At 32.3% G+C, this 19982-nt stretch carries 16 protein-coding genes; 10 read left to right on the forward strand and 6 right to left on the reverse strand.

The features are described from left to right. Positions 1–24 precede the first annotated feature (24 nt). Positions 25–1716, forward strand: coding sequence for an energy-dependent translational throttle protein EttA (gene ettA / locus EM932_RS14865; protein ID WP_135877987.1), 1692 nt, complete (start codon positions 25–27; stop codon positions 1714–1716). Positions 1717–1750: 34 nt separating this feature from the next. Here the strand turns inward: ettA and EM932_RS14870 are convergent, their stop codons facing one another. Next, entirely contained in the window at positions 1751–1990 is a 240-nt protein-coding gene (locus EM932_RS14870) for a hypothetical protein (RefSeq protein WP_135877988.1), read from the reverse strand. 348 nt (positions 1991–2338) lie between these two features. On the opposite strand from EM932_RS14870, the gene EM932_RS14875 reads away from it, so the two are divergent. Next, a complete protein-coding gene (locus tag EM932_RS14875; protein WP_135877989.1) occupies positions 2339–3685 on the forward strand; it encodes a coiled-coil domain-containing protein in 1347 nt (448 codons plus the stop codon). A gap of 288 nt (positions 3686–3973) precedes the next feature. Next, positions 3974–5035, forward strand: a complete 1062-nt coding sequence (locus tag EM932_RS14880) for a hypothetical protein (RefSeq protein ID WP_135877990.1) — start codon at positions 3974–3976, stop codon at positions 5033–5035. 9 nt (positions 5036–5044) lie between these two features. Here the strand turns inward: EM932_RS14880 and EM932_RS14885 are convergent, their stop codons facing one another. Both EM932_RS14885 and EM932_RS14890 read right to left on the reverse strand, forming a co-directional pair. Further along, positions 5045–5689 carry a T9SS type A sorting domain-containing protein gene (locus EM932_RS14885; RefSeq protein ID WP_135877991.1) on the reverse strand — a complete coding sequence of 215 codons (645 nt, stop codon included), beginning with the start codon at positions 5687–5689 and terminating at the stop codon, positions 5045–5047. A gap of 10 nt (positions 5690–5699) precedes the next feature. Beyond that, a complete protein-coding gene (locus EM932_RS14890; protein WP_135877992.1) occupies positions 5700–8843 on the reverse strand; it encodes a PQQ-binding-like beta-propeller repeat protein in 3144 nt (1047 codons plus the stop codon). A 238-nt stretch (positions 8844–9081) separates the two neighbouring features. Here EM932_RS14890 and EM932_RS14895 point away from each other — a divergent pair, with 238 nt between their 5' ends. The 6 genes from EM932_RS14895 to EM932_RS14920 all read left to right on the forward strand — a co-directional run bounded on the left by EM932_RS14895 (position 9082) and on the right by EM932_RS14920 (position 15947). Further along, complete coding sequence (locus EM932_RS14895; protein WP_135877993.1) at positions 9082–11046, forward strand: AAA family ATPase; 1965 nt, start codon at positions 9082–9084, stop codon at positions 11044–11046. Then, the gene (locus EM932_RS14900; RefSeq protein ID WP_135877994.1) at positions 11036–11620 is read left to right on the forward strand and encodes an NUDIX domain-containing protein; all 585 of its coding nucleotides are present in this window, start codon (positions 11036–11038) and stop codon (positions 11618–11620) included. The genes EM932_RS14895 and EM932_RS14900 overlap by 11 nt, the downstream gene beginning before the upstream one ends. Before the next feature lie 145 nt (positions 11621–11765). Next, complete coding sequence (locus EM932_RS14905; RefSeq protein ID WP_135877995.1) at positions 11766–13001, forward strand: DUF6638 family protein; 1236 nt, start codon at positions 11766–11768, stop codon at positions 12999–13001. A 299-nt stretch (positions 13002–13300) separates the two neighbouring features. Beyond that, entirely contained in the window at positions 13301–13822 is a 522-nt protein-coding gene (locus tag EM932_RS14910) for a stage II sporulation protein M (protein ID WP_135877996.1), read from the forward strand. 146 nt (positions 13823–13968) lie between these two features. Then, the gene (locus EM932_RS14915; RefSeq protein WP_135877997.1) at positions 13969–15657 is read left to right on the forward strand and encodes a hypothetical protein; all 1689 of its coding nucleotides are present in this window, start codon (positions 13969–13971) and stop codon (positions 15655–15657) included. A gap of 11 nt (positions 15658–15668) precedes the next feature. Then, on the forward strand, positions 15669–15947 hold the full coding sequence (locus EM932_RS14920; protein ID WP_135877998.1) for a hypothetical protein: 279 nt from the start codon (positions 15669–15671) through the stop codon (positions 15945–15947). A 178-nt stretch (positions 15948–16125) separates the two neighbouring features. Here EM932_RS14920 and EM932_RS14925 read toward each other — a convergent pair whose 3' ends face one another. The 3 genes from EM932_RS14925 to EM932_RS14935 all read right to left on the reverse strand — a co-directional run bounded on the left by EM932_RS14925 (position 16126) and on the right by EM932_RS14935 (position 18707). After that, positions 16126–16560 (reverse strand): lipocalin-like domain-containing protein, encoded by a 435-nt coding sequence (locus tag EM932_RS14925; RefSeq protein ID WP_135877999.1) that lies wholly within the window; start codon positions 16558–16560, stop codon positions 16126–16128. A gap of 117 nt (positions 16561–16677) precedes the next feature. Then, the gene (locus tag EM932_RS21360) at positions 16678–17628 is read right to left on the reverse strand and encodes a bifunctional helix-turn-helix transcriptional regulator/GNAT family N-acetyltransferase (protein ID WP_317129375.1); all 951 of its coding nucleotides are present in this window, start codon (positions 17626–17628) and stop codon (positions 16678–16680) included. A 68-nt stretch (positions 17629–17696) separates the two neighbouring features. Continuing rightward, on the reverse strand, positions 17697–18707 hold the full coding sequence (locus EM932_RS14935; protein ID WP_135878000.1) for a formimidoylglutamase: 1011 nt from the start codon (positions 18705–18707) through the stop codon (positions 17697–17699). A gap of 123 nt (positions 18708–18830) precedes the next feature. Here EM932_RS14935 and EM932_RS14940 point away from each other — a divergent pair, with 123 nt between their 5' ends. Next, entirely contained in the window at positions 18831–19715 is an 885-nt protein-coding gene (locus EM932_RS14940; protein WP_135878001.1) for a chromosome partitioning protein ParA, read from the forward strand. Positions 19716–19982: the final 267 nt, after the last annotated feature.

Consider the following 19982-nt stretch of genomic DNA (forward strand, 5'->3'; position numbering starts at 1 on the left):
ACGACTATAAATTAATAATTAATAATGAGCGACGATAAGAAAGTAATTTTCTCAATGTCTGGTTTAACCAAGACATTTCAAGGTGCCAATACACCAGTATTAAAAAATATTTATTTAAGCTTCTTTTATGGAGCTAAAATTGGAATTTTAGGTCTTAATGGTTCAGGTAAATCTACATTATTAAAAATCATTGCAGGCGTTGATAAAAATTTTCAAGGAGATGTCACCTTTTTACAAGATTACTCCGTTGGATTTTTAGAGCAAGAACCAAAGCTAGATCATGATAAAACAGTGATGGAAGTAGTACGTGAAGGTGCTGCCGAAACTGTTGCTATTCTTGACGAGTATAATAAGATTAATGACATGTTTGGTTTGGAAGAAGTGTATTCCGATCCAGACAAAATGGAGAAGTTAATGAACCGTCAGGCAGAGCTTCAAGATCAAATTGATGCAGCCAATGCTTGGGAACTCGATACCAAACTAGAAATCGCTATGGATGCCTTGCGTACTCCAGATGGTGATAAGAAAATTGGTGTACTTTCCGGAGGAGAGAAACGCCGTGTAGCACTATGTCGTTTGCTTTTGCAGGAACCAGACGTATTGTTATTAGATGAGCCTACCAACCATTTAGATGCAGAGTCGGTACACTGGCTAGAACATCATTTAGCACAATATAAAGGGACTGTGATTGCAGTAACGCACGATAGATACTTTTTGGATAATGTAGCGGGTTGGATCTTAGAGTTAGATAGAGGAGAAGGTATCCCATGGAAAGGAAACTATTCCTCTTGGTTAGATCAGAAATCAAAACGTTTAGCACAAGAAAGTAAAACAGCATCTAAACGTCAAAAAACCTTAGAACGTGAGTTGGAATGGGTAAGACAAGGTGCCAAAGGCCGTCAAACCAAACAAAAAGCACGTTTAAAGAATTACGATAAGTTAATGAGTCAAGATCAAAAACAACTTGACGAAAAACTAGAAATATACATCCCTAATGGACCAAGGTTAGGAACCAATGTTATTGAAGCTACAGGTGTTAGTAAAGGGTATGATGATAAATTGTTATACGATGATTTAAACTTTAATCTACCACAAGCAGGAATTGTTGGGGTTATTGGACCAAACGGAGCTGGTAAAACTACTATTTTCAGAATGATAATGGGAGAAGAAACGCCAGATAAAGGCGAGTTTAAAGTAGGAGAGACCTCCCAAATAGCTTATGTAGATCAAAGTCATTCCAATATAGATCCAGAAAAATCAATTTGGCAAAACTTTAGTGATGAGCAAGAATTGGTTATGATGGGAGGAAAACAAGTAAATTCACGAGCTTATTTAAGTCGTTTTAATTTCTCAGGAAGCGAACAAAATAAGCAAGTAAAATTACTTTCTGGAGGAGAAAGAAACCGTTTACACCTTGCCATGACACTTAAAGAAGAAGGCAACGTATTACTTTTGGATGAGCCAACAAATGATCTTGATGTAAATACATTACGAGCACTAGAAGAAGGGCTGGAAAACTTTGCTGGTTGTGCTGTAGTTATATCGCACGATAGATGGTTTTTAGATAGAATATGCACACACATCCTTGCTTTTGAAGGAGACTCTCAAGTCTATTTCTTTGAAGGTAGTTTTAGTGATTACGAAGAAAATAAAAAGAAACGTCTTGGTGGCGATTTAATGCCAAAACGAATAAAGTATAAAAAACTAGTAAGATAAATTTTTAAAACGCCTGCTGAAAAGTGGGCGTTTTTTATTTGTTGTCATACATATGCCCCTCGGTAAAATCTTTATAAGTTTCCTCTTCATCAGGCATTTTTGTATCCATACTATTTAACTTTTCATTTTCCTTTTTTAGTTTATAGGATTTTCTAACACCTAAAATCAATAAAATTGAAAAAATGAGAACAACAATGATTAGTACAGTAACAATATCAGATTGGTTAATTAATAAGGGAGTTAATAAAAATATAGTCGAATAGTTGGATAACATATATTATCGTATGTCTTTGATTAATAGTCACTCAAATATAATATAATTTATTTAGAAGGCAATTTTAAAGTAGCCATTTAGGGCATAAAAAAATAGTGAAATCTTAAAAAAATGTAACATTTTAACAACAAATTATACTAATAGTTAAAGTACTGTAAGTTGAGAAATTACCTCACAAATTAAAATTTGAGATTTCCGTTTATCCGTTTAATTGTCATTTCTTAGTTTGTGTTGAACTTATTTCGGTAAAAAGGGTGTCTAAAAGCATTTGTTTGCTTTTAAAATTGATTTTTTTTAACGACATTGCTTATCTAAAATATATATAATTTAAAAAAACATTCTAACCTTATGTCTGACGATTTTGATTTATTGGAAACCAATTCTAACGAGAAAACAGAAAAAGTAGATGTTAATTGGGGAAAAGCCATTGACACTATGAAATCTAAATTGTCTCAAGAAGATGATCCGGAAGTTCGACAAAAAATATTAAATGCCACCTTAGATGATGTGGTACACATGGCAGAAAAAGATAGATCAACCCTTTTAGATGCTATTAAAGATTTAACCGACTATCAAGACGAAGTTGGTATCATTTTCGAAAAATTCTCAGCACTTAATCCTACCGAGCAAAAAGTAATAGACGATGCTCAAAAAGCGCTAGAGCGTGCTAAAATAGAATTAGAAGATGCCGAAGCAAAACCAGATACATGGTGGAATAACCTTTGGGGGCGCAAAAGCAAAATAAAAAAGGCGCAAGAAGAACTTAAAACTGCAGAAAAAATACGTGCAGCTGCAGATAATAAAGCAAAAGCCATGTTTCAAGAGCGTATTGAAAGCGCAGATATTCAGACACTATTAAGCGAATTATCATATAAATCTCAAGCAGCCGTAAGCAGATTAAAAAATCGCGAAGTAGAGATTAAGGAAGTAGAAGATAAGTTGCAAGATGCTATTGTAGAAGCCACTAAAAATCATACAAAAGCTTTAGAGAAGAAGAAAGAAGTAGAAGCGAAGCTAGAAGAGCAATACGCCTTATTAAAACAAGCAAGACAAGAACTTGAAGATATTGCAGATAAACAATCTGCAGACTATGCACAAGCCGTTGGTAAAGTAACGACTCTAGAGCAAAAAGTAGAAGAATTAGAAGGTTTAAAAAACGCGTATACCACCTTAGCAGCAAGTAAAGATAGTTTCGTACACAAGCATAATTTAACTATTAAAGTATTAACCTCTTTGCGTAGCAACCTACAAACGCATCGTGCAAAATTAAAGAGTGATACCGAAGAGCGTTTAAAATATTATGACGGTTATGTAGTCGCTTTAAAAGCACGAACCGATCAAGAATTTGCAGCTATTTTAGAACACCTGGGAGTAAAAACAGATGAACATATAGGTGAAACTCTAGCATCTATGCATACAGCAAGTGCTAAAGCGCGTCAAGATATGATGGATAATATTCCAGTTCATGAAAAAGTAATGCAAGGCGTATACAGTAGCTACGCAGAGGCTTTACAGGAAATTCGTGCAAAAGACAGTGATATTCAAAAGAATTTTGCAGAACGTTATGGTATCGATATGAAAGAGATTTTTGAAGATTATTATAAAGTCGATCCTAATAAAGCATTAGAAGGAGATAATGGCGAACCAGAAGGAAAACCAAAACCAGAATCAAGCGACGACGATTTATTGAGCTAATTGTCATTCTGGAGTTTATACTGAGCGTAGTCGAAGTAAAGGCAGGAATCTCAATCAAATAAACTATAAATATTTTAATAATTTGAGCGTTACTTTTTACTCATAAGTATCATATTTTAAAAACATGATACTTATGAGTAAAAAGTCAGGCTTTCGGCAGTCGCTTTTTTTGAGAAAAACAAAAAAGAGCTTCAACAATGCCTCTATCCTTAACGTGCTATTCAACTAATTTAATTGATAAACGAGTAAGAACGTTTTACTTTTACTAGTTCACTTTTAATAAATAAAATGTCCATTAATCACATTGTAACACCATTAGATTCAGCAGTTCTTGACTCCAAAGAACAGTATGTTTTCTATCATAAAATGGTCGACTTTGCATTTAAAGAACTTGTGGTTGCCGTACAACAACAAGAGCTATGTAATAGTCAAGAAATTAAATTATTTAAGCAGTATAGCGACTTGTTATTATATTCCATAGAAGCCATGCGTATAAAATATATGTATGATGATGAGGATAATATGAAAGTCGATTTAACCCATTCAGGGTTTCCTAACTATTTAGAATTTCGATATTTGTTTAACGATTTAGAATTGCGGGATGATTATTTAGGAAGGTTAACACCCATTAGCACTTTAAAAGAAGAGTTTTTAGAAACATTAATGCGCAAAAAGGAGCCTATTAAGAAAAGTAAATTATTCCAGGCTGCATCTATAGTATATTATTCATCAGTAAAGAAACAATATATCTTTAACCGTTTTGTACAAGGCAAAATTTTAAGTGCACCAGAAGGTATAGATACAAAATACATGACTAGCTGGAGTTTTTATGATGTCTCACACAACAGACCGTTTATCTGTTTTATGTATTTCAATTATAGCGGAACAGATGTAAAAGATTATAAAGATGACATTTATGAAGTTTTGAAAACGACAGCCGATAGAAAAATGAGTTTAGATACCATGGCATATACTATAGATAGAAAATTACCAAAAGTATCACCAAAGCTTTTAAAACGTATTGATTTAGGGCCTGTGCATAATGTATTTGCAAAAGATGAAAACGATATAACACATGCCGTTTTAGAAGGCATAGGAAAAAAAGATATTCCTTTAGAATCCTACGCGATATCTCTTAAAATTGATGAAGTTGAATCTGGAAGTGAATTTAAAGAAGGTCGTTTTTTTAATAAACAAATCCTTCAAAAATGGAACGGTGTATTTAAACAAAAATATGTATTTGCACCACACCGCATTATTCAATTATTATATAATAAAACACCAGAGATTATGAATAATTTGGCAAAACCACCTATTGAAATTGCTGGTTTAAAAATAGAAAAGCCTTAATACCCTTTTCTATTTTTTTATAATTTTCCTGGTAAAAGTTCTGTTCTCGTCTAATATTTTCAAAATATACACCCCAGAAGATAATTCAGACATTTCTAGGTTAACCCCATTGTCATTATCAATTTTCTTTACCGTAAACTCAGTTCCTAAAATGCTATAAAGTTTTATTTCAAAATTAACAGGTATATTTGTTAGAGTTAAAACATTTTCAACTGGATTAGGAGTCATACTAACTTCATTTTCTATATCTGGAATAGATAATGATGAATTATCATAAATTTTAATATCATCAATAAAAAATGTTCCAAAACCAGTTCCTGAGGTATTATCATCAATTATTTCAATATTAAAAACTGGGTTTACCAATTCATCAGTAGTTGTAAAATCGTGTTTTAAATCTATCCATTCATTCTTATTAAACGCCGTTAAATCCCAAATAAGTTCATGGCCACCATCCAAAGTCGTTTTAAAACCATTTAAGGTAGCGTCCGACTCAATAAAAATACTTAAATGTAGGCTGTGATCTGTATTTTCAGCAAGCGTATATCGCGAACTTGGAACCGAGGAAAAAGAATTAAAGGAATACACAGTTTGTGAATAGCCAAAATTAATGGCTACAGTTAGTATAACTATAAAAAACATTATTTTTTTCATGCTTAGTTTTTTAGTAATAATCACTTGAAAGTGTGATGTCAAAAAATTTGAAACCTCCTAAAGGTACTTCAATATCAATAGTATTACCACTATATGTTTCAGATGGGTTGAGCACATTTTTTATGCCCGAAACACTAATTTCCGAAGTATTAATTTGAACTTTAGCAGTACCTCCATGTGGATTTAAATACCCCGAATCAATAAGAGTTAAACGTAAATGCCGCTTATTGGTTTGACAAACTACCCAAGCCACATTCCCTGATACTTTTATAGGAAGCAAATCGGCACTATTTTCTATGTCTGTTTTTATTGTTTGATAATAGTTGCTATCTGGGTCGAAAGATGCTGTTTGGTTATAATCTGAGTAATATTTTTTACCGTCAGTAAAGTATTCTTTTGTCTTTCCTGAATAAAAAGGATGCATGTGATCCTCCAACTTACCTCTAACAGGTTGTGTTTGTCCGCTAGGAACATCAGGAGGTGTTATTAAAACCATACCATTTTCATAGGCTGGAATAAAGTTTAAACGTCTTTCTTTGGCACCAGCAGCATAGGTCGAAAAATCGTATTCTGTGTTTTTAGCCCCAGGAAACGCTCCGCTTAATCTTCCAAAGACAAATTTTTCTTCTCCAGCGGTTTTATCAAACCCTGTTAGGAACTTCACTGAAGTCGATTTATAAAGATATTGAAGGTCTGGGTTAAGGATGCTTAAATGCACTGGAGAAATACTGAGCAGTTGATTACGCTTAGGGACATAGATAGCGCCTTTTGCTGTTAATTCTAAAACTAACTTCATCCAAGAACTCTCAAACGTTTCAAAATTATTAAAGTGGGTAGCTCCACTTGCAAGTGAATAAATGGTATGTCGTAAATAATGATTTTTGGCTCTGGGGTGACAAAACTGACGTAATCTATCATAAGAAGCATTATCAGGTACGCTTCGAGAGCCCCAGTTATTCACAGCGCCACTCATCCAAACTCCCATTCTTCCTGCAACGCTCAGTTCCATCGATTTATCTTGAGTTTCTTCCATTGATGGTATGAAAATATCTGCAAACTCACCAGAAATCAACCTATCCCATGCAGCTGTATGAACATCACCTTGCCAAAATGTATGTTTGGTTCTAACATGCATTTTTACATTTAAGTTATTAGTCTTTACATTGTCTGTTATTTCATAAAAATAATCATCCATGAACTGTTCAAATTCTGGATCTTTATCTACAATTTCAGGATATATTAGTACTTTTTGTTTACTAATATCGGCTGTAAAAATCTCATTTAATACAGGTTGCGAAAAAGGGGAAGGGTCATTACCGTGTCCGCCCCAAAAAGAAACGCCGTGTGGGTTTCTGTTTAATGCATCGATTCTAATTTGAGTAACATTTTTATAATCATTACTACATACAGAAATATCGGGGTCTTCGTCGCAATCTAAATACGTAAACCTACTATCTCTTTTGTTTTGATATTTAACACTTGAAATATCTGAAGCTCTATCCCAATTTCTATATCTTTGGCTAAACACGTTTTCTAGAACTTTAGGTCCATTAATAGGGTCTATGGCTTCCATGGTATTTATAAATGCTTTAGTAGAATTACTAGTATTGTTACTTAAACCAGTAACAAAGTATACATTATTTGGTGAGGATGGCACTTCATAGCTTGGTCTTACGTAAGAAGCTACTTGAGTTTTAATAGTTTCAACGTTATCCAATAATGTTGTTATTTTTCCTGGAGGAACTAAATTCACATAGTTTTGTTCCCAATCAGGATTCATAGTGTCAATAACATGTACACAACTACCACCAGATTGGCTTCCTGCAAATAATAGTTTCCCAGAAACCGTGTCTTTCCACAAGTCATTATAAGCAAATGAAGATTGAATACGTCTGCTCGATGTTAAGTTTTCATCTTGAATGATGATATCAGAGCCAAAAAGCGTCAAGAATATAGATCCAGAAGATGTGTTAACCACTTCAGATTGAGGAACACGATAGCCATTGACGTCTGTGTAACCATTTCCTATTAAATCCACTAATACCCCTTGAATAGGTTGTCCGCCAACACTTGATGTAGAGGTGTAATTATCAATATCTGGATTTAGTGTGAATGCTCCAGATCTGTTACGTTGTGTGCTGTTACCCAAAAGTATGATAGGTTTATTATCTGATGGATTATTAACCAGTTTAAAATAACCTATTGGTTTAAGGGTGTTTAAAACTATGCCCACGTTGGTTGCCGCCCCAGGGATTTGAATGGGTAAATCTTCTAAAGGTTCAAATTGATAAAAAGTACCCTTGACTTGCATGCTATTGTTAGTCGCTATCATGCCCAGATGATCGTTATTGGCATCTTGCGGAATGGGTCTTAAAAAATTAGCTATATGCAAGTTGTCTTTAAAAAGATTGAATGTTTTATCTCCAAAAATTTTAAAGTTTGAATAGTTTTCAGATTTAACTTCTTTATTAAAAGAGCCATCGGCATTTAAGTAGTAAATGCTATTATCAAAATTGCCACAAGCAATGTATGGAGCGCCTTCTTTTTTTACTACACAAACAGCATACATTGGGGTTACTCCGCTTATTTGTGAAATAGAAAATGTATCCCAAAGCTTTGTACCATTTTGAGAATCTAAACAATATAATTTACCGTCGGCACTTGCTACTAAAATTTCATCATTCCCATCATTGTTTAAATCGTAACAAAAAATATCATTGTTTCCAACGCCAGAGGGTTCATCGCTAGTTGAAGATTTTAATTCAACATCCCAAAGGATATTGCCTCCAAAGTCAATGCCCAACATCCTACCATCATAGCTACTCACAATAATCATAGACTGTCCACCTCTTACAGCATTCCTAACTTTAGAGATTGTATAGGGTGTTACAAAACTTTCAATAGCATTACTAATCTCGTTCAATGTAAATTTTAGACTTTTACTACCTCGCGATTTCCGCTCTGTTGTGGTTATCCAATTTTCAGATTGAGTAGTTCTCCATTTAGCGAGGTCTCCAGCCGCCTCAAAACCGTAATAAAATGAATTGGTTTTTTGTTCTCCAACAGGGGCCGTAGGGTTCACAATATCTTGAGCGGACACAACACTTAGACATAAAAAACATAATGTAGAAATGAAAAAACTCGTTTTAAACATTTTAATTTTTCGTTTTGATAAAAATTAATTTTTAAAGGCTAAAGTACTTTTCTTATTTTGAACATATGCATTTAAGAGTTCAAATAATGTATCTCTGAGTAAATTGAAAAAAATATCATTAAGAAGTAACAAAAACTAGTCTTTTAATACTAATTTTATGGAGTGGTTATACAAATTAGTTTATTATATTAATAAAAATGTATATCACTAAAACTATTTATAAACTTAACCATAGTATATGGAGCACAACTCAACATTCCCAATAAAATTAACCGAACTCGACATGCTTCGTGATGAAGCGTCTTCTTATTTAAAAAGTGTGCAATGGGAGCAAGGTCAGCGTGCTAAAAACAAAGATAAAGATGCTAAGGACGAGTCTATTTTATTGTATTTATCTCGTGCTAATAATGGCAGTCATGCAGCGGAAATAACCTCGGTATCAAAAACGATTCTAGCTTTAAAAAAGCGTTTATTACCAGATTCTATAGCCATTCCTATTTATTTAAATCAAACACTATATGCTGTTCAAGAAGGCATAACATTAGGTATTTGGATTAAAGATAGTTATTATGATTCGTCTGGTTTATCGAGTTTAAATGAAAACAAATCGGCTTTAGATACCAATGGTAAACGTGAATTTGAAAGTAAAATGCATACCGCTACAGCCTTTATGCTTTTCAGTTTAGCCTATAAAATATTAAACGATTTAAAACCATATGCATCAGACGATTTAAGTGTGATGAAGCAGAAGTTTGCTGGTATTCCAGAAGTGTCACTACTAACGCCTTTAAAAGGAATTTCATGTAGTTTATTCTACTATGATAAGTATTTAGACCATCCAGAAATTATCAAATCAGATAAGGATGTTATAGACTTTACAGTGGTGTACTTTGAAGCCTTAATTGATGAAATTCAACTACGCAAAAGTAGCTTAGAGTATACAGAAACTATTGAGGACAGAACCTATAAGTTAGAAAAATCGGAATTTGCCATTTCAGGTTGGAGCAATGTATTTGAAGGGACAGCAAAAAGTATCGAGTTTAATAAAATTAAGTTTGAGCAAATTGTTGGTAACCGTGATGCCAAACACTTTGCGCGTCGTTTAACAGAACATATGTTAAGTTACGATTTCACAGCGAAGAAAAATCCGTTTCAAGAATTAGGAGGCTTCATGCCCGTTTTTATGGGCTATGGTATTCCAGGAACAGGAAAAAGTATGCTTATTGCAGCGATTGCAACACGACTTAAAGAACATTGTGATGCTTTAGATATTCCGTTTTTGTTTCATCCAATGCCAGATACCCTAATTAGTACATTTCAAGGTGGTTCGGCAGAAAAAATGGTAGAGTGGATGAAGCCTATGCAAGACCCGTCAAAATTAATTTTTGCTCCCATTGATGATGCAGAAAATAATTTACAGGAGCGAACAGCACAAGGTGTTTCGGCAGGTGTAAAAGAAGTAATCGGTGTATTTTTGCGCTATACAGAAGGTGCTTATGCCGTAAACTACGGAAACAGTTCGATTGGATTATTTACTAATCTACCAGAAATGCTCGACAAAGCTGTGATTTCTCGTGTACAGGGACGATTTAAAATAGATGGAGCAAGAACAGAACATGATTTTTTAGATCAAGATCATTTGTGGTGGCGTAAATTAGACGAAACCATGCCCGATTTTGTAAACATGCAAGAACCAGAAAATTATAGTTATTTACAAGATCAGGGCTTGGCAAAAAACATGGGAGAAATCCTGAATGTTTCCAATAAGCCAATCGAAGAGCGTGTGCATGATATCTATGATAACGTAGAAAAACAATTTAAAACGAATGAACATTTATTTTATGCGAATCTTTATAAAGACATGCAAAAGGCATTTCCATTCTTTTCATCGCGTGATGTTAGGAACATTCAAAGTGCTGTATCATTACGTTTAACAGATTTTGATTTAGAAGAAGATTGGTTTGAAAACCCAGAAATTTATTTTAAACAAGATTACGAAATCAAGTTTAATATGCTTCAGGAATTAATGCGTGCAAACATGAAAGGCTTAGATTTTTCAGAAATTCGTCGTCAGGAAGTAGTACGCTATTTAGATAATGTAGCAACCATTGCAGATACAGATTTTAAACGAAAAGTAGATGCTAGAGTAAACCAGTTAAATATAGAAAGAGAAGCAAGAGGTACTTTTGAAAATGGCAACTAATCGTATTAAAAATATAGTAAGCAAACTGCTTTCAGACAATTATTATATACTCAAAAAACTAACTTTCGATTATTTAATGAAAGATGGTAAATGGGTGACACAGGCAAGAGAAGTATACGATAGAGGAGATGGAGCTGGCATACTACTTTATAATAAAGAAAAGCAAACCGTTATCTTAACAAAACAGTTTAGAATGCCCACGTATATGAATGACAATGACGATGGGTTTTTAGTTGAGATTGCCGCTGGTATGTTAGATAAAGATAATCCGAAAGCCTGCGTTATTAGAGAAACAGAAGAAGAAGTAGGGTATAGGATAAAAGAAGTAAAAAAAGTTTATGAAGCCTATTCTTCACCTGGAGTGATGACCGAAAAAATGCATTTTTTTATTGGTGAGTATACAGATGCTATGAAAGTGAATGATGGAGGTGGATTAGATAGCGAACATGAAGATATTGAAGTATTAGAAATGCCTTTTAAAGAAGTAGTTAATATGCTGAATACTGGAAAAATAGTAGATACAAGGACTATTGTTTTGTTGCAGTATGCGATGATTAACAAGTTATTGGAGTGAGATTTTGGCATTCCTGCGACCTATGCTGAACTTGTTTCAGTAAGGCAGGAATCCATATTGAAAAATAAAATTATGTTTATTAGTAAACATAATAATTAATAACAATAAATAATGAGATTCCCACCTTCGTGGGAATGACAAAAACGTGCAAAAACTAAAAGAAGCCAATTTATATAGAAGCGAACTGATTCCTGTAAGTGGAAAATTAGTAGAGCGTTATAACAAATGTTTAGTAAAACTTGGGTTTACCAAAACAAAGTTAAAAACGTTTCATATAGACGGTATAGGCTGGAGCCCAGAAGTAGCAGAAGAAAAAGAGAATCTTCATTACTTAAATAACGGAGAAGCGAATCCACACGGGATCATTATTTCGCCATTGCAAAAAGGCAAGCCTGTGTATTTACCGTATCATACTTTTGATAGGGAAATGATGCAGCAGATCTTTAAAATCTATGGAGATAAAATCAATGATATTACCAGGGATTCAGCAATTTGTATTGATTTTGATCAAAAGATAGATGCTTTTTATGAACCTTTGGATGTGTTGAAATATAATACAGTACACATTAATTTTCACTTAATGAATAACCTGTATCATCAGCAAAATGAACAATTCCAACTCATTGAAAAATTTAAAGAAGGTCATAACTTTATAGATGAAGAAATTCATTTAGAATTATTGCATTCCGCTAAAACCTATGGAGACTTACGAACTAGAGATTTAGAATTGCCTGCTATAGATTTCTCTGTGAGTTCCTTTTATACTAGAGCCTTTGGAGGTGTATATGTATTACGTGATTTTATTACACCTATCGTAGTTTTTGAAGATGAAAAGTGGCATAAAGAAGCTATTAAGGACACGAATTATGAGGTGTTAATTTATCACATACATCAATCGGAGTTAATGGATAAATTACGCGATCATGTTATTATAGAATATGATTTAGAAGTAGCAGTAAAAACAGAGCGTTACGAGCGTATTAAAAAATACGAAATGACACAATACCTGGAAAAAACAGAGCATCCGGTTAAAGATATTCTAGAAAACCCTATTTTGTATAAAAGTTACCTAAATAAATTAGATATTGAATCTCGTAAAAAAGTGATGAGTGTGGAGCGTTATTTGGAAAAATTGGAAACAAGTAATCAATATAAAATAGCCGATATTGTTGATTCAAAATTATTTGAAGCATTGCATAAACCACATTCCTCTTTAGAAGCAAAACACCAAGATTTAATTTGGAAACTGCTGGTAAACGTATCGCCTAAAGACATTTTATATTGGTATTGGTACGATAAAGAAGATTTTTATGCTAGTTTTAAGTCATGGGATGATTCACTTAAAGAATGGGCCATAGCAATTATTCGTAGCAAAATTTAATAGTTTTAGACTAACTTTATATATAGTAATTAATAAATTCCTTCCCTTGCAAAGGGAAGGTGGATTTAATTCTTTAAGAGAATTAAAGACGGAAGGGTAAAATAAACCACCTCGTCTTTTGATTTTAAGAAATCAAAATCCACTCCTCCTTAAAAAAAGGAGGAGAATAACTAAAAGAGTAATTAACAAGTATGAGTAAGAAACTTCAAGCTTCCAACTTCATACTTCAAACGATATAAAATAACAAGCATGAGTAAGAAACTCCAAACTTCTAACTTCGTACTTCAAACTTTTAAAACATGGGACTAGAATTAATAATTTTTATTGCAGCTATATTTTTTGGAGCCTTTCTATATTGGAGAGAGTCTCGTAGTAATGGTATATATCGTTTTTTTAATAAAGTTTTTAATTCGAAAGCATTGCAAATGAAGTCTACAGATAAAAAGGGCTTTGTATATAAACAAACATTCTTGGTGCGACTCATTTTTATTGGATTTCTATTTTTAATAGGTATTGTTATTACTCGTTTTTTAATTCCAATAGACATTGCAACTATTTCAATATTTGCTTCAATGATTGTTGGTACACTAGCTGGCACTTATTTAGCTAATTTTGTATTTAAGTCTGGAGAAGTTATTGAAGAAAAATCAGATTCTTTAGAAGACATTGTGCATGATACCATTGAAAAAGGGAAAGATTTTATTGAAGATTTAAAAACTAAAGATGCAGAAGTGGTTGAAGATGAAAAGGATGTAAACAAAGCACCAAAAAAAGAAGAGAAAAGTGCTAGAGAACGTTTAAAAGATAAAGGGCTGTTGTAAAGTATGCAGTGTTCAGTATATCAGTATACAATAAAAGTGATCATTAAGGAATAAATAGATTTGAAATTAAGAAAAAAGAAAATATTATAGAGTAAGAGTAAATACTGCAAACTGCGACTGATTACTGAATACTTAAAAAAAAGAATATGATTAAAAATTACTGGAATAGAGGAAAACGTCAAAAGATTACAACACTAATTATTGCGTTAATCTTACTGATCTTATTATTTGTTTTACGCGACGATTATCAGCCAGCGTTATTATTTGTTAGAAAATTTATTTTCATCATTTTATTAAGTGCTATTGTTTTATTCTTTGGGTTAAAAAAGTTTAGAAATTCTGCAAGCACAGGAAGACGTCTAGGTGTTTTAGGATTATTAGTTGTTTTCTTCGGGATTTTATATGTTGCTGGATGGCACTTTAAAATGTATGATTATATGAAGACTTATAATGTTTTTAATAATCTGAACAGAGTTGAAATTAATGAGTTACCCCTAACACAAAATGAAAGAATTCAACCATTAAGAAATGTGTTTTCTATGGCCAATGAAAGTGTTGGAGAGACTAAAGACGTCTCATTGCCACATTTAGTAAGAATAGGAGATGAGAATAAATGGACCATGGCTATTCAGCCAACAGAAAAGTATGTATGGCAAGGTATGACTGATAATACCGAAGAAGTTTTCGCGGTGTCCAGTACGACACCTTTTCCAAGATTTTCTAACGAGAATAGAATTCCAGTAACCTTTTCAATAGGAGAATCATTAAAGTTTAGCAGAAATACTTATAATGCAGTAGTACAACGTTTTAACTTTTTTCAGTTATTCACTATAGAGCCCAGTGATACTTATTACATGAAAAATGATACAGGGCAATGGGTAGAAGTTGTAAGTTTAATTAAATGGAAAGGCTTTTTGTTTCCCTATCCAACCTTTGGAGGTGTGATGGTTATTGAAAACGGTGAACACGATTTTAATGATTATATGGAACGTATTTTAATAGGAAAGGGAACTTATATAAGTCCTGATGAGATGAAGAATCATCCTTATCTCACCAGACAAAATACATTAGCAGAAAAAGTATCACGTTTACAAGCAGAATCTTTAAAATTTTTAGGAGGTTTCAGTGATCCGTTGCCATGGAATATGGAAACTGCTGTTAAGATTCCTAATTTACCAGATGATCAGAATCAACAACCATTCGTAACCGATTTCGATTTTTCCGATACTGATTCAGATGGATATAGTGGTTTGTATCATTGGTTTGGCTTAGAACCAGTGGGGGATGAGCGAACCAGTTTAACTTTTAGTGTTTTTATACCTGCTGATGGTACCGACAAGATATATTATTATGATCATGCATCAAAAAAGCAAGGTTATGCTGGGGTTTCTGCCATGCCTTTAAAAGTTATTGAATCTCGTAAAGAATTTGATTGGTCAGTGAATAAACCCGTTGAATTCAGACCTTATATAAAAGATCTTGCTGGAAGAAAGCGTATGTTCTTTTTGGGTACAATATCGGCTATAAGAGAAGGTTCCGATAATTTTGATGGTTCGGCAACTCCAGACTTAGCATTGATAGATAGCGAGTATAGAGATGTTATTTGGATTGATGTAAAACACCCGAGTCAATGGGATAAAACAGTTTACGACCAGCTGAATGAAGCCTGGAGAGCTAGTGAAGGTATAGGCTATTATTTTGCAGAAGACACTAAAGAGATAGATGTATCTGAAACTGTAAAAGACTCTATAAATATTGCTCCAGTAGTTGATAAAAAGGCAGAAGAAATTGAAAGATTACAGAAACAAATTGATTCTTTGAAGGCTGTTAATTAAATTAAAGAAGTATGTTAGGACTTGGAGGTTCAGGACATTTTAAAGCTGTCTTACAAAGGCGTAAAGATCGTAAAGATAAGAACAGTGATAAGTTTGATAAAAAGAAACTACTCAATAAAAGGTATGGAAAAAAGCTTGAATTTAATTCTCCAAACTTAAGAGCATCTGAGCTTGAAAGGTTAAAAGCAGGAATAAGGAGTAACCTTAAAAAAGATAGATTAAAGGATTATTTATTGTTTCTAATTATTTTTTTGATCCTTTTTACTTTGTTTTATTATTTCATGAATTAATTTCAATTTATATAAGAGAAAATAGAAGAGGCTGTCTAAAAAGTAAGTTTTTAGTTTAAATGTCACATTGAGCGCAGTCGAAATGCTTTAGTTTTCAAAACATTATAACTTCGACTGCGATCAGTTTGACAATAATTAATTGCTTTTTAGACAGCCTCTTTATTACATATAGTATTACTTACTGTTTTACAAACGTATTTGTATATACGGTAGTTTCATTATTGAAAGTTTCTTCAAATTTTAATACTAATGTAGTTGAGTTAAGTGTAACTATTTCATAAGTATTAGTATCAGCTAATTCTACATCAGAAGTAATACTATTACCATTAATAGAATATATATCATTTAATGTAATAGATGAACATGTCGTAGCATTTTGATTTTCTTTAAAATGAGATACATAAGAGACTTGTGTATCTGTAAAAGTAAGCGTATCTAATAAATCACATTCGTCTAGTACTTCATTAGTACCATCTTCAGTTTCTTCAGTCCATTTCCATGTGCCAATAATTAATTCAGCATTGCTTTTTGTAGGTGAATCATCATCACTACTACAAGAAAAAGTTAAACAAGCTGTAATAATTGTTAATAACGTAAGTTTTAAGGTTTTCATTTTCTATTTGGGGTTTTAATTAAAGCAAATTAAAGAAATATGGTTGTATAAATATCTATTAAGAAGTACTTAATCGTATTTTGGTGTTTTTAATCGATGATTTTTATACTTAATTGTTTAAAACACCAATTCCATTTTAATATCACTTCGTTTATAAGGTGTGTCAGGCTCTAAAGGTTTTTCGATAAATCCGTACTTTTTGTAGATATAAATAGCATTTTCTAAAGTTGTATTGGAGTAGAGTACAAGCTTTGGTAATCCGATAGATTTAGCAAAATCAATACAATGTTGCATGAGTTGTTGTCCTATTTTGTACCCTCGATGTTCTGGTGAAACAGCCATTTTTGTTAATTCAAAAAGGCCATCATTACCAATAGGCATGAGTGCAACAGTACCGACTATTTGGTTATTGATTTTTGCAAAAAATATATGACCTCCTTTGTTTATAATATATTGTTCAGGTTTGCTTAAGACTTCTTCGTCATAAGGTTCTACATAAAAAAATGTTTTCAACCACTCTACATTTAATTCATAAAAATCCTTGGCATATTGTTTATCAAAAGAAATGATTTCAAGTGCTTGTGTTGTATTCATTTTAATATTATTAATGATTGTTTCACTAAAACTTTTAGTGTTAAGTTTATTTTCCAATATGTTTAAGTGTTCAATTAAAGAAGAAGAACTTTCTAAGGTATATTCTTTAATGACTTTATCAATAGCTTTCCAGATAGGTTTTAATCTTTCTAATACATCGTGTCCCTTACCTGATAGGGAAATTATTTTTTTTCGTTTATCTAATTTATCCGAATCATATACAATTAAGCCTTTATCGTTTAATTTATTAATAGCTTGTGTTATGGCAGGCTGTGTAAATTGTAATGAGTTCTGTATTTCAGAATTTGTTACACCCTTTTTGTTAACTATAATCTTAAATATTGGAAAAAGATAGGGGTCAAAGTCCACATTAAAATGATTGTAAACTAATTGAGTTTCTTTCATCATATATTCACTTACTCTTTTAAGCCGAGAGCCCAATCCTAATTCTCCATATCCACGTAATGCATCCATAGTATTATTATTTATATAAGTGCTTATGCAAATATATTGATTAATATTAAAAGTTTGATACATAGATACTATGACTTTATAAAATCTGTAATTAAATAGGTAATAAGTTTTCCAACCTTAGTACTTGTTTTTTTATCTGGAGCAGCTTCACAGATATGTAAATAACAGGCGTTATCCTGTTCGGCAAAAAAGCTTAAAAATCGTCTGGTTTGATTAACACTAAAACCGCTAGGTGTGCAGGCGCTGCTTGGAATGTTTTCAATGGCATCACAATCTATTTCAATACCAAATGGTGCCTTAGAAATATGCATTAATGCACGATTTAATTCGGTTTTAAACTTTAATTCTTTTCTAATTTCTAAAGATTCAAATGTATTATACTTAATAGGTTTAAGTTTATTCAACTTATTAAATAATCTTTCTGAAGTATAATTTTCATGTAGACCAAAAATAAAATAGTTTTTTAAAAACCCTTCAGCGTAAGCGTAACTAAAACCATTTCCGCTATGGCGCCCTTCCTCTGGTCTAAAATCTGAGTGCGCATCAAAATTAATGACATTAATAGGTTTGTTAAATGCTAATGAAGCGCCTTTAATATTTCCATAGGCATTATTGTGTCCGCCACCAATGATAATTGGTTTTTTGCCTGCTAAAATTATCTGATTGATAGCATAAGATACGTAGTTGTCAATCTTCGCAACTATTTTTCTAGCTTTTAAAATATTTTTTTTCTTAGAAATGTCTAGCTCTGAAACCTCCATCATCTCTAAAGAAAAATCAAGATGTCCTAAAATTAAAACGTTCTCGGCCTTTGTATAATGATTACTTTGAATGTTTAACAAAACTTTAAGGGCAGACTCCCAAGCCTTTGAAGCTCCTATTTTCCCATGATTTGCAAATACACCTATATCTTCAGGTAAGCCAATTATTACATAAGTAACATCCAAATTTTTAAGTTGTTCGTATATATTGGAAATGCTGGTTAATATTTTAACATGTTGGCCAAATTTGGATTCACCAAGGCGTTTGTTTAATAATTTATTTCGTGAAGAATTTTTAAATAAAACTAGTTTATCCATTTTTAAGTAAATAAATTTTTGAGTACTAAAAATACACCATTATATTTGTTTATGGCATAAAAAAAATAAACTATTAATATTATAGCAACACTAGATTTTAAAAACACTTAAAAACAAGTAATTATGGAAAACAGTAAGAGCAATATGGGGCTTAAGGTAGGATTAGGAATTGCATTAGTTTTATTCTTAGGAACGGGGTTTTATACAATGAATTTGTATAAGAGTAGTAATCAGATACAAAAAGATTTAACAGAAGAGAAGCAATTAGTTATGAACGATTTAAACGCTATGGCAAAACAATATGATGTGGCTATTAGCGAAAATGATGTCGCGAACAAAAATTTAATTGATGCAAGAGGACGTATCCAAGGTTTAATTGATTCATTAAAGATTTCTGAAACGAATGTAAGAAGTTTATGGAGATACAAAAAGAAATATCAGTCATTACAAAAGGAAATGGATGTATTAATGGCACAAAATGATTCTTTAAGAGTTGAGAATTCATATTTAGCAACATCTTTAGATAGTACACGTGTACGTTTAGAAGAGCGCACTATGTTTACTGATTCTCTATTAGTTCAAAATAATGCTTTAGCTGAAGTAGTTGAAAATGCAGCAGTTTTGAATACGGTTGGATTAAAAGGATTTGGAGTTATTGAAAGAACTTCAGGAAAACTAATACCAACAGAGAGAGCTAGCCGTACAGACAAAATTAGAGTATGTTTTACTGTTGCTAAAAATGGTTTAGTTCAAGCTGGAGACCAAGAATTATATGTACAGGTAATAGATCCAAAAAATAATACTTTAGGATTAAACGATCAAGTTCATTTTGATGGGAAAACATTAAATTACAGTATTATTAGTAAGTTTAACTACGAAAATGCTAGCCTTAATATATGTGAATTCGTAGCATCAAAAGGAAAAGATAATTTTGAAAAAGGACGTTATATAGTTAACGTTTTTAATGAAAAAGACCTAGTATCAAGCTCAGAATTTACTTTAAAGTAAAACATAATAACACTTAAGAGCAGAAAAAGCCTCAAGTAAAAACTTGAGGCTTTTTTATACCATAATTTTGACTCTCAATTATTAGTTTTAATCTAAAAAAACATAAGAAAAACCACTGGATTTGTACTGAATTTAACTTACAAAATTGGTGTTATTGGGATTTGTCGGAAGAATCACCACTTATCTAATAATATGTTCTGGGCTTTCAAAGCGTTCACGAAATAGTGCATCTAAACAAATTTATCTGCAAATTATAGAGAAATTTAT

The organism is Flavivirga rizhaonensis (genome assembly GCF_004791695.1).
Taxonomy (GTDB): Bacteria; Bacteroidota; Bacteroidia; order Flavobacteriales; family Flavobacteriaceae; genus Flavivirga; species Flavivirga rizhaonensis.

Excerpts from the sequence above, each read along its gene's own strand:
- ettA (WP_135877987.1), top strand. The coding sequence starts at position 25 with ATGAGCGACGATAAGAAAGTAATTTTCTCAATGTCTGGTTTAACCAAG.
- EM932_RS14870 (WP_135877988.1), bottom strand. The coding sequence starts at position 1,990 with ATGTTATCCAACTATTCGACTATATTTTTATTAACTCCCTTATTAATT.
- EM932_RS14875 (WP_135877989.1), top strand. The coding sequence starts at position 2,339 with ATGTCTGACGATTTTGATTTATTGGAAACCAATTCTAACGAGAAAACA.
- EM932_RS14880 (WP_135877990.1), top strand. The coding sequence starts at position 3,974 with ATGTCCATTAATCACATTGTAACACCATTAGATTCAGCAGTTCTTGAC.
- EM932_RS14885 (WP_135877991.1), bottom strand. The coding sequence starts at position 5,689 with ATGAAAAAAATAATGTTTTTTATAGTTATACTAACTGTAGCCATTAAT.
- EM932_RS14890 (WP_135877992.1), bottom strand. The coding sequence starts at position 8,843 with ATGTTTAAAACGAGTTTTTTCATTTCTACATTATGTTTTTTATGTCTA.
- EM932_RS14895 (WP_135877993.1), top strand. The coding sequence starts at position 9,082 with ATGGAGCACAACTCAACATTCCCAATAAAATTAACCGAACTCGACATG.
- EM932_RS14900 (WP_135877994.1), top strand. The coding sequence starts at position 11,036 with ATGGCAACTAATCGTATTAAAAATATAGTAAGCAAACTGCTTTCAGAC.
- EM932_RS14910 (WP_135877996.1), top strand. The coding sequence starts at position 13,301 with ATGGGACTAGAATTAATAATTTTTATTGCAGCTATATTTTTTGGAGCC.
- EM932_RS14915 (WP_135877997.1), top strand. The coding sequence starts at position 13,969 with ATGATTAAAAATTACTGGAATAGAGGAAAACGTCAAAAGATTACAACA.
- EM932_RS14920 (WP_135877998.1), top strand. The coding sequence starts at position 15,669 with ATGTTAGGACTTGGAGGTTCAGGACATTTTAAAGCTGTCTTACAAAGG.
- EM932_RS14925 (WP_135877999.1), bottom strand. The coding sequence starts at position 16,560 with ATGAAAACCTTAAAACTTACGTTATTAACAATTATTACAGCTTGTTTA.
- EM932_RS21360 (WP_317129375.1), bottom strand. The coding sequence starts at position 17,628 with ATGGATGCATTACGTGGATATGGAGAATTAGGATTGGGCTCTCGGCTT.
- EM932_RS14935 (WP_135878000.1), bottom strand. The coding sequence starts at position 18,707 with ATGGATAAACTAGTTTTATTTAAAAATTCTTCACGAAATAAATTATTA.
- EM932_RS14940 (WP_135878001.1), top strand. The coding sequence starts at position 18,831 with ATGGAAAACAGTAAGAGCAATATGGGGCTTAAGGTAGGATTAGGAATT.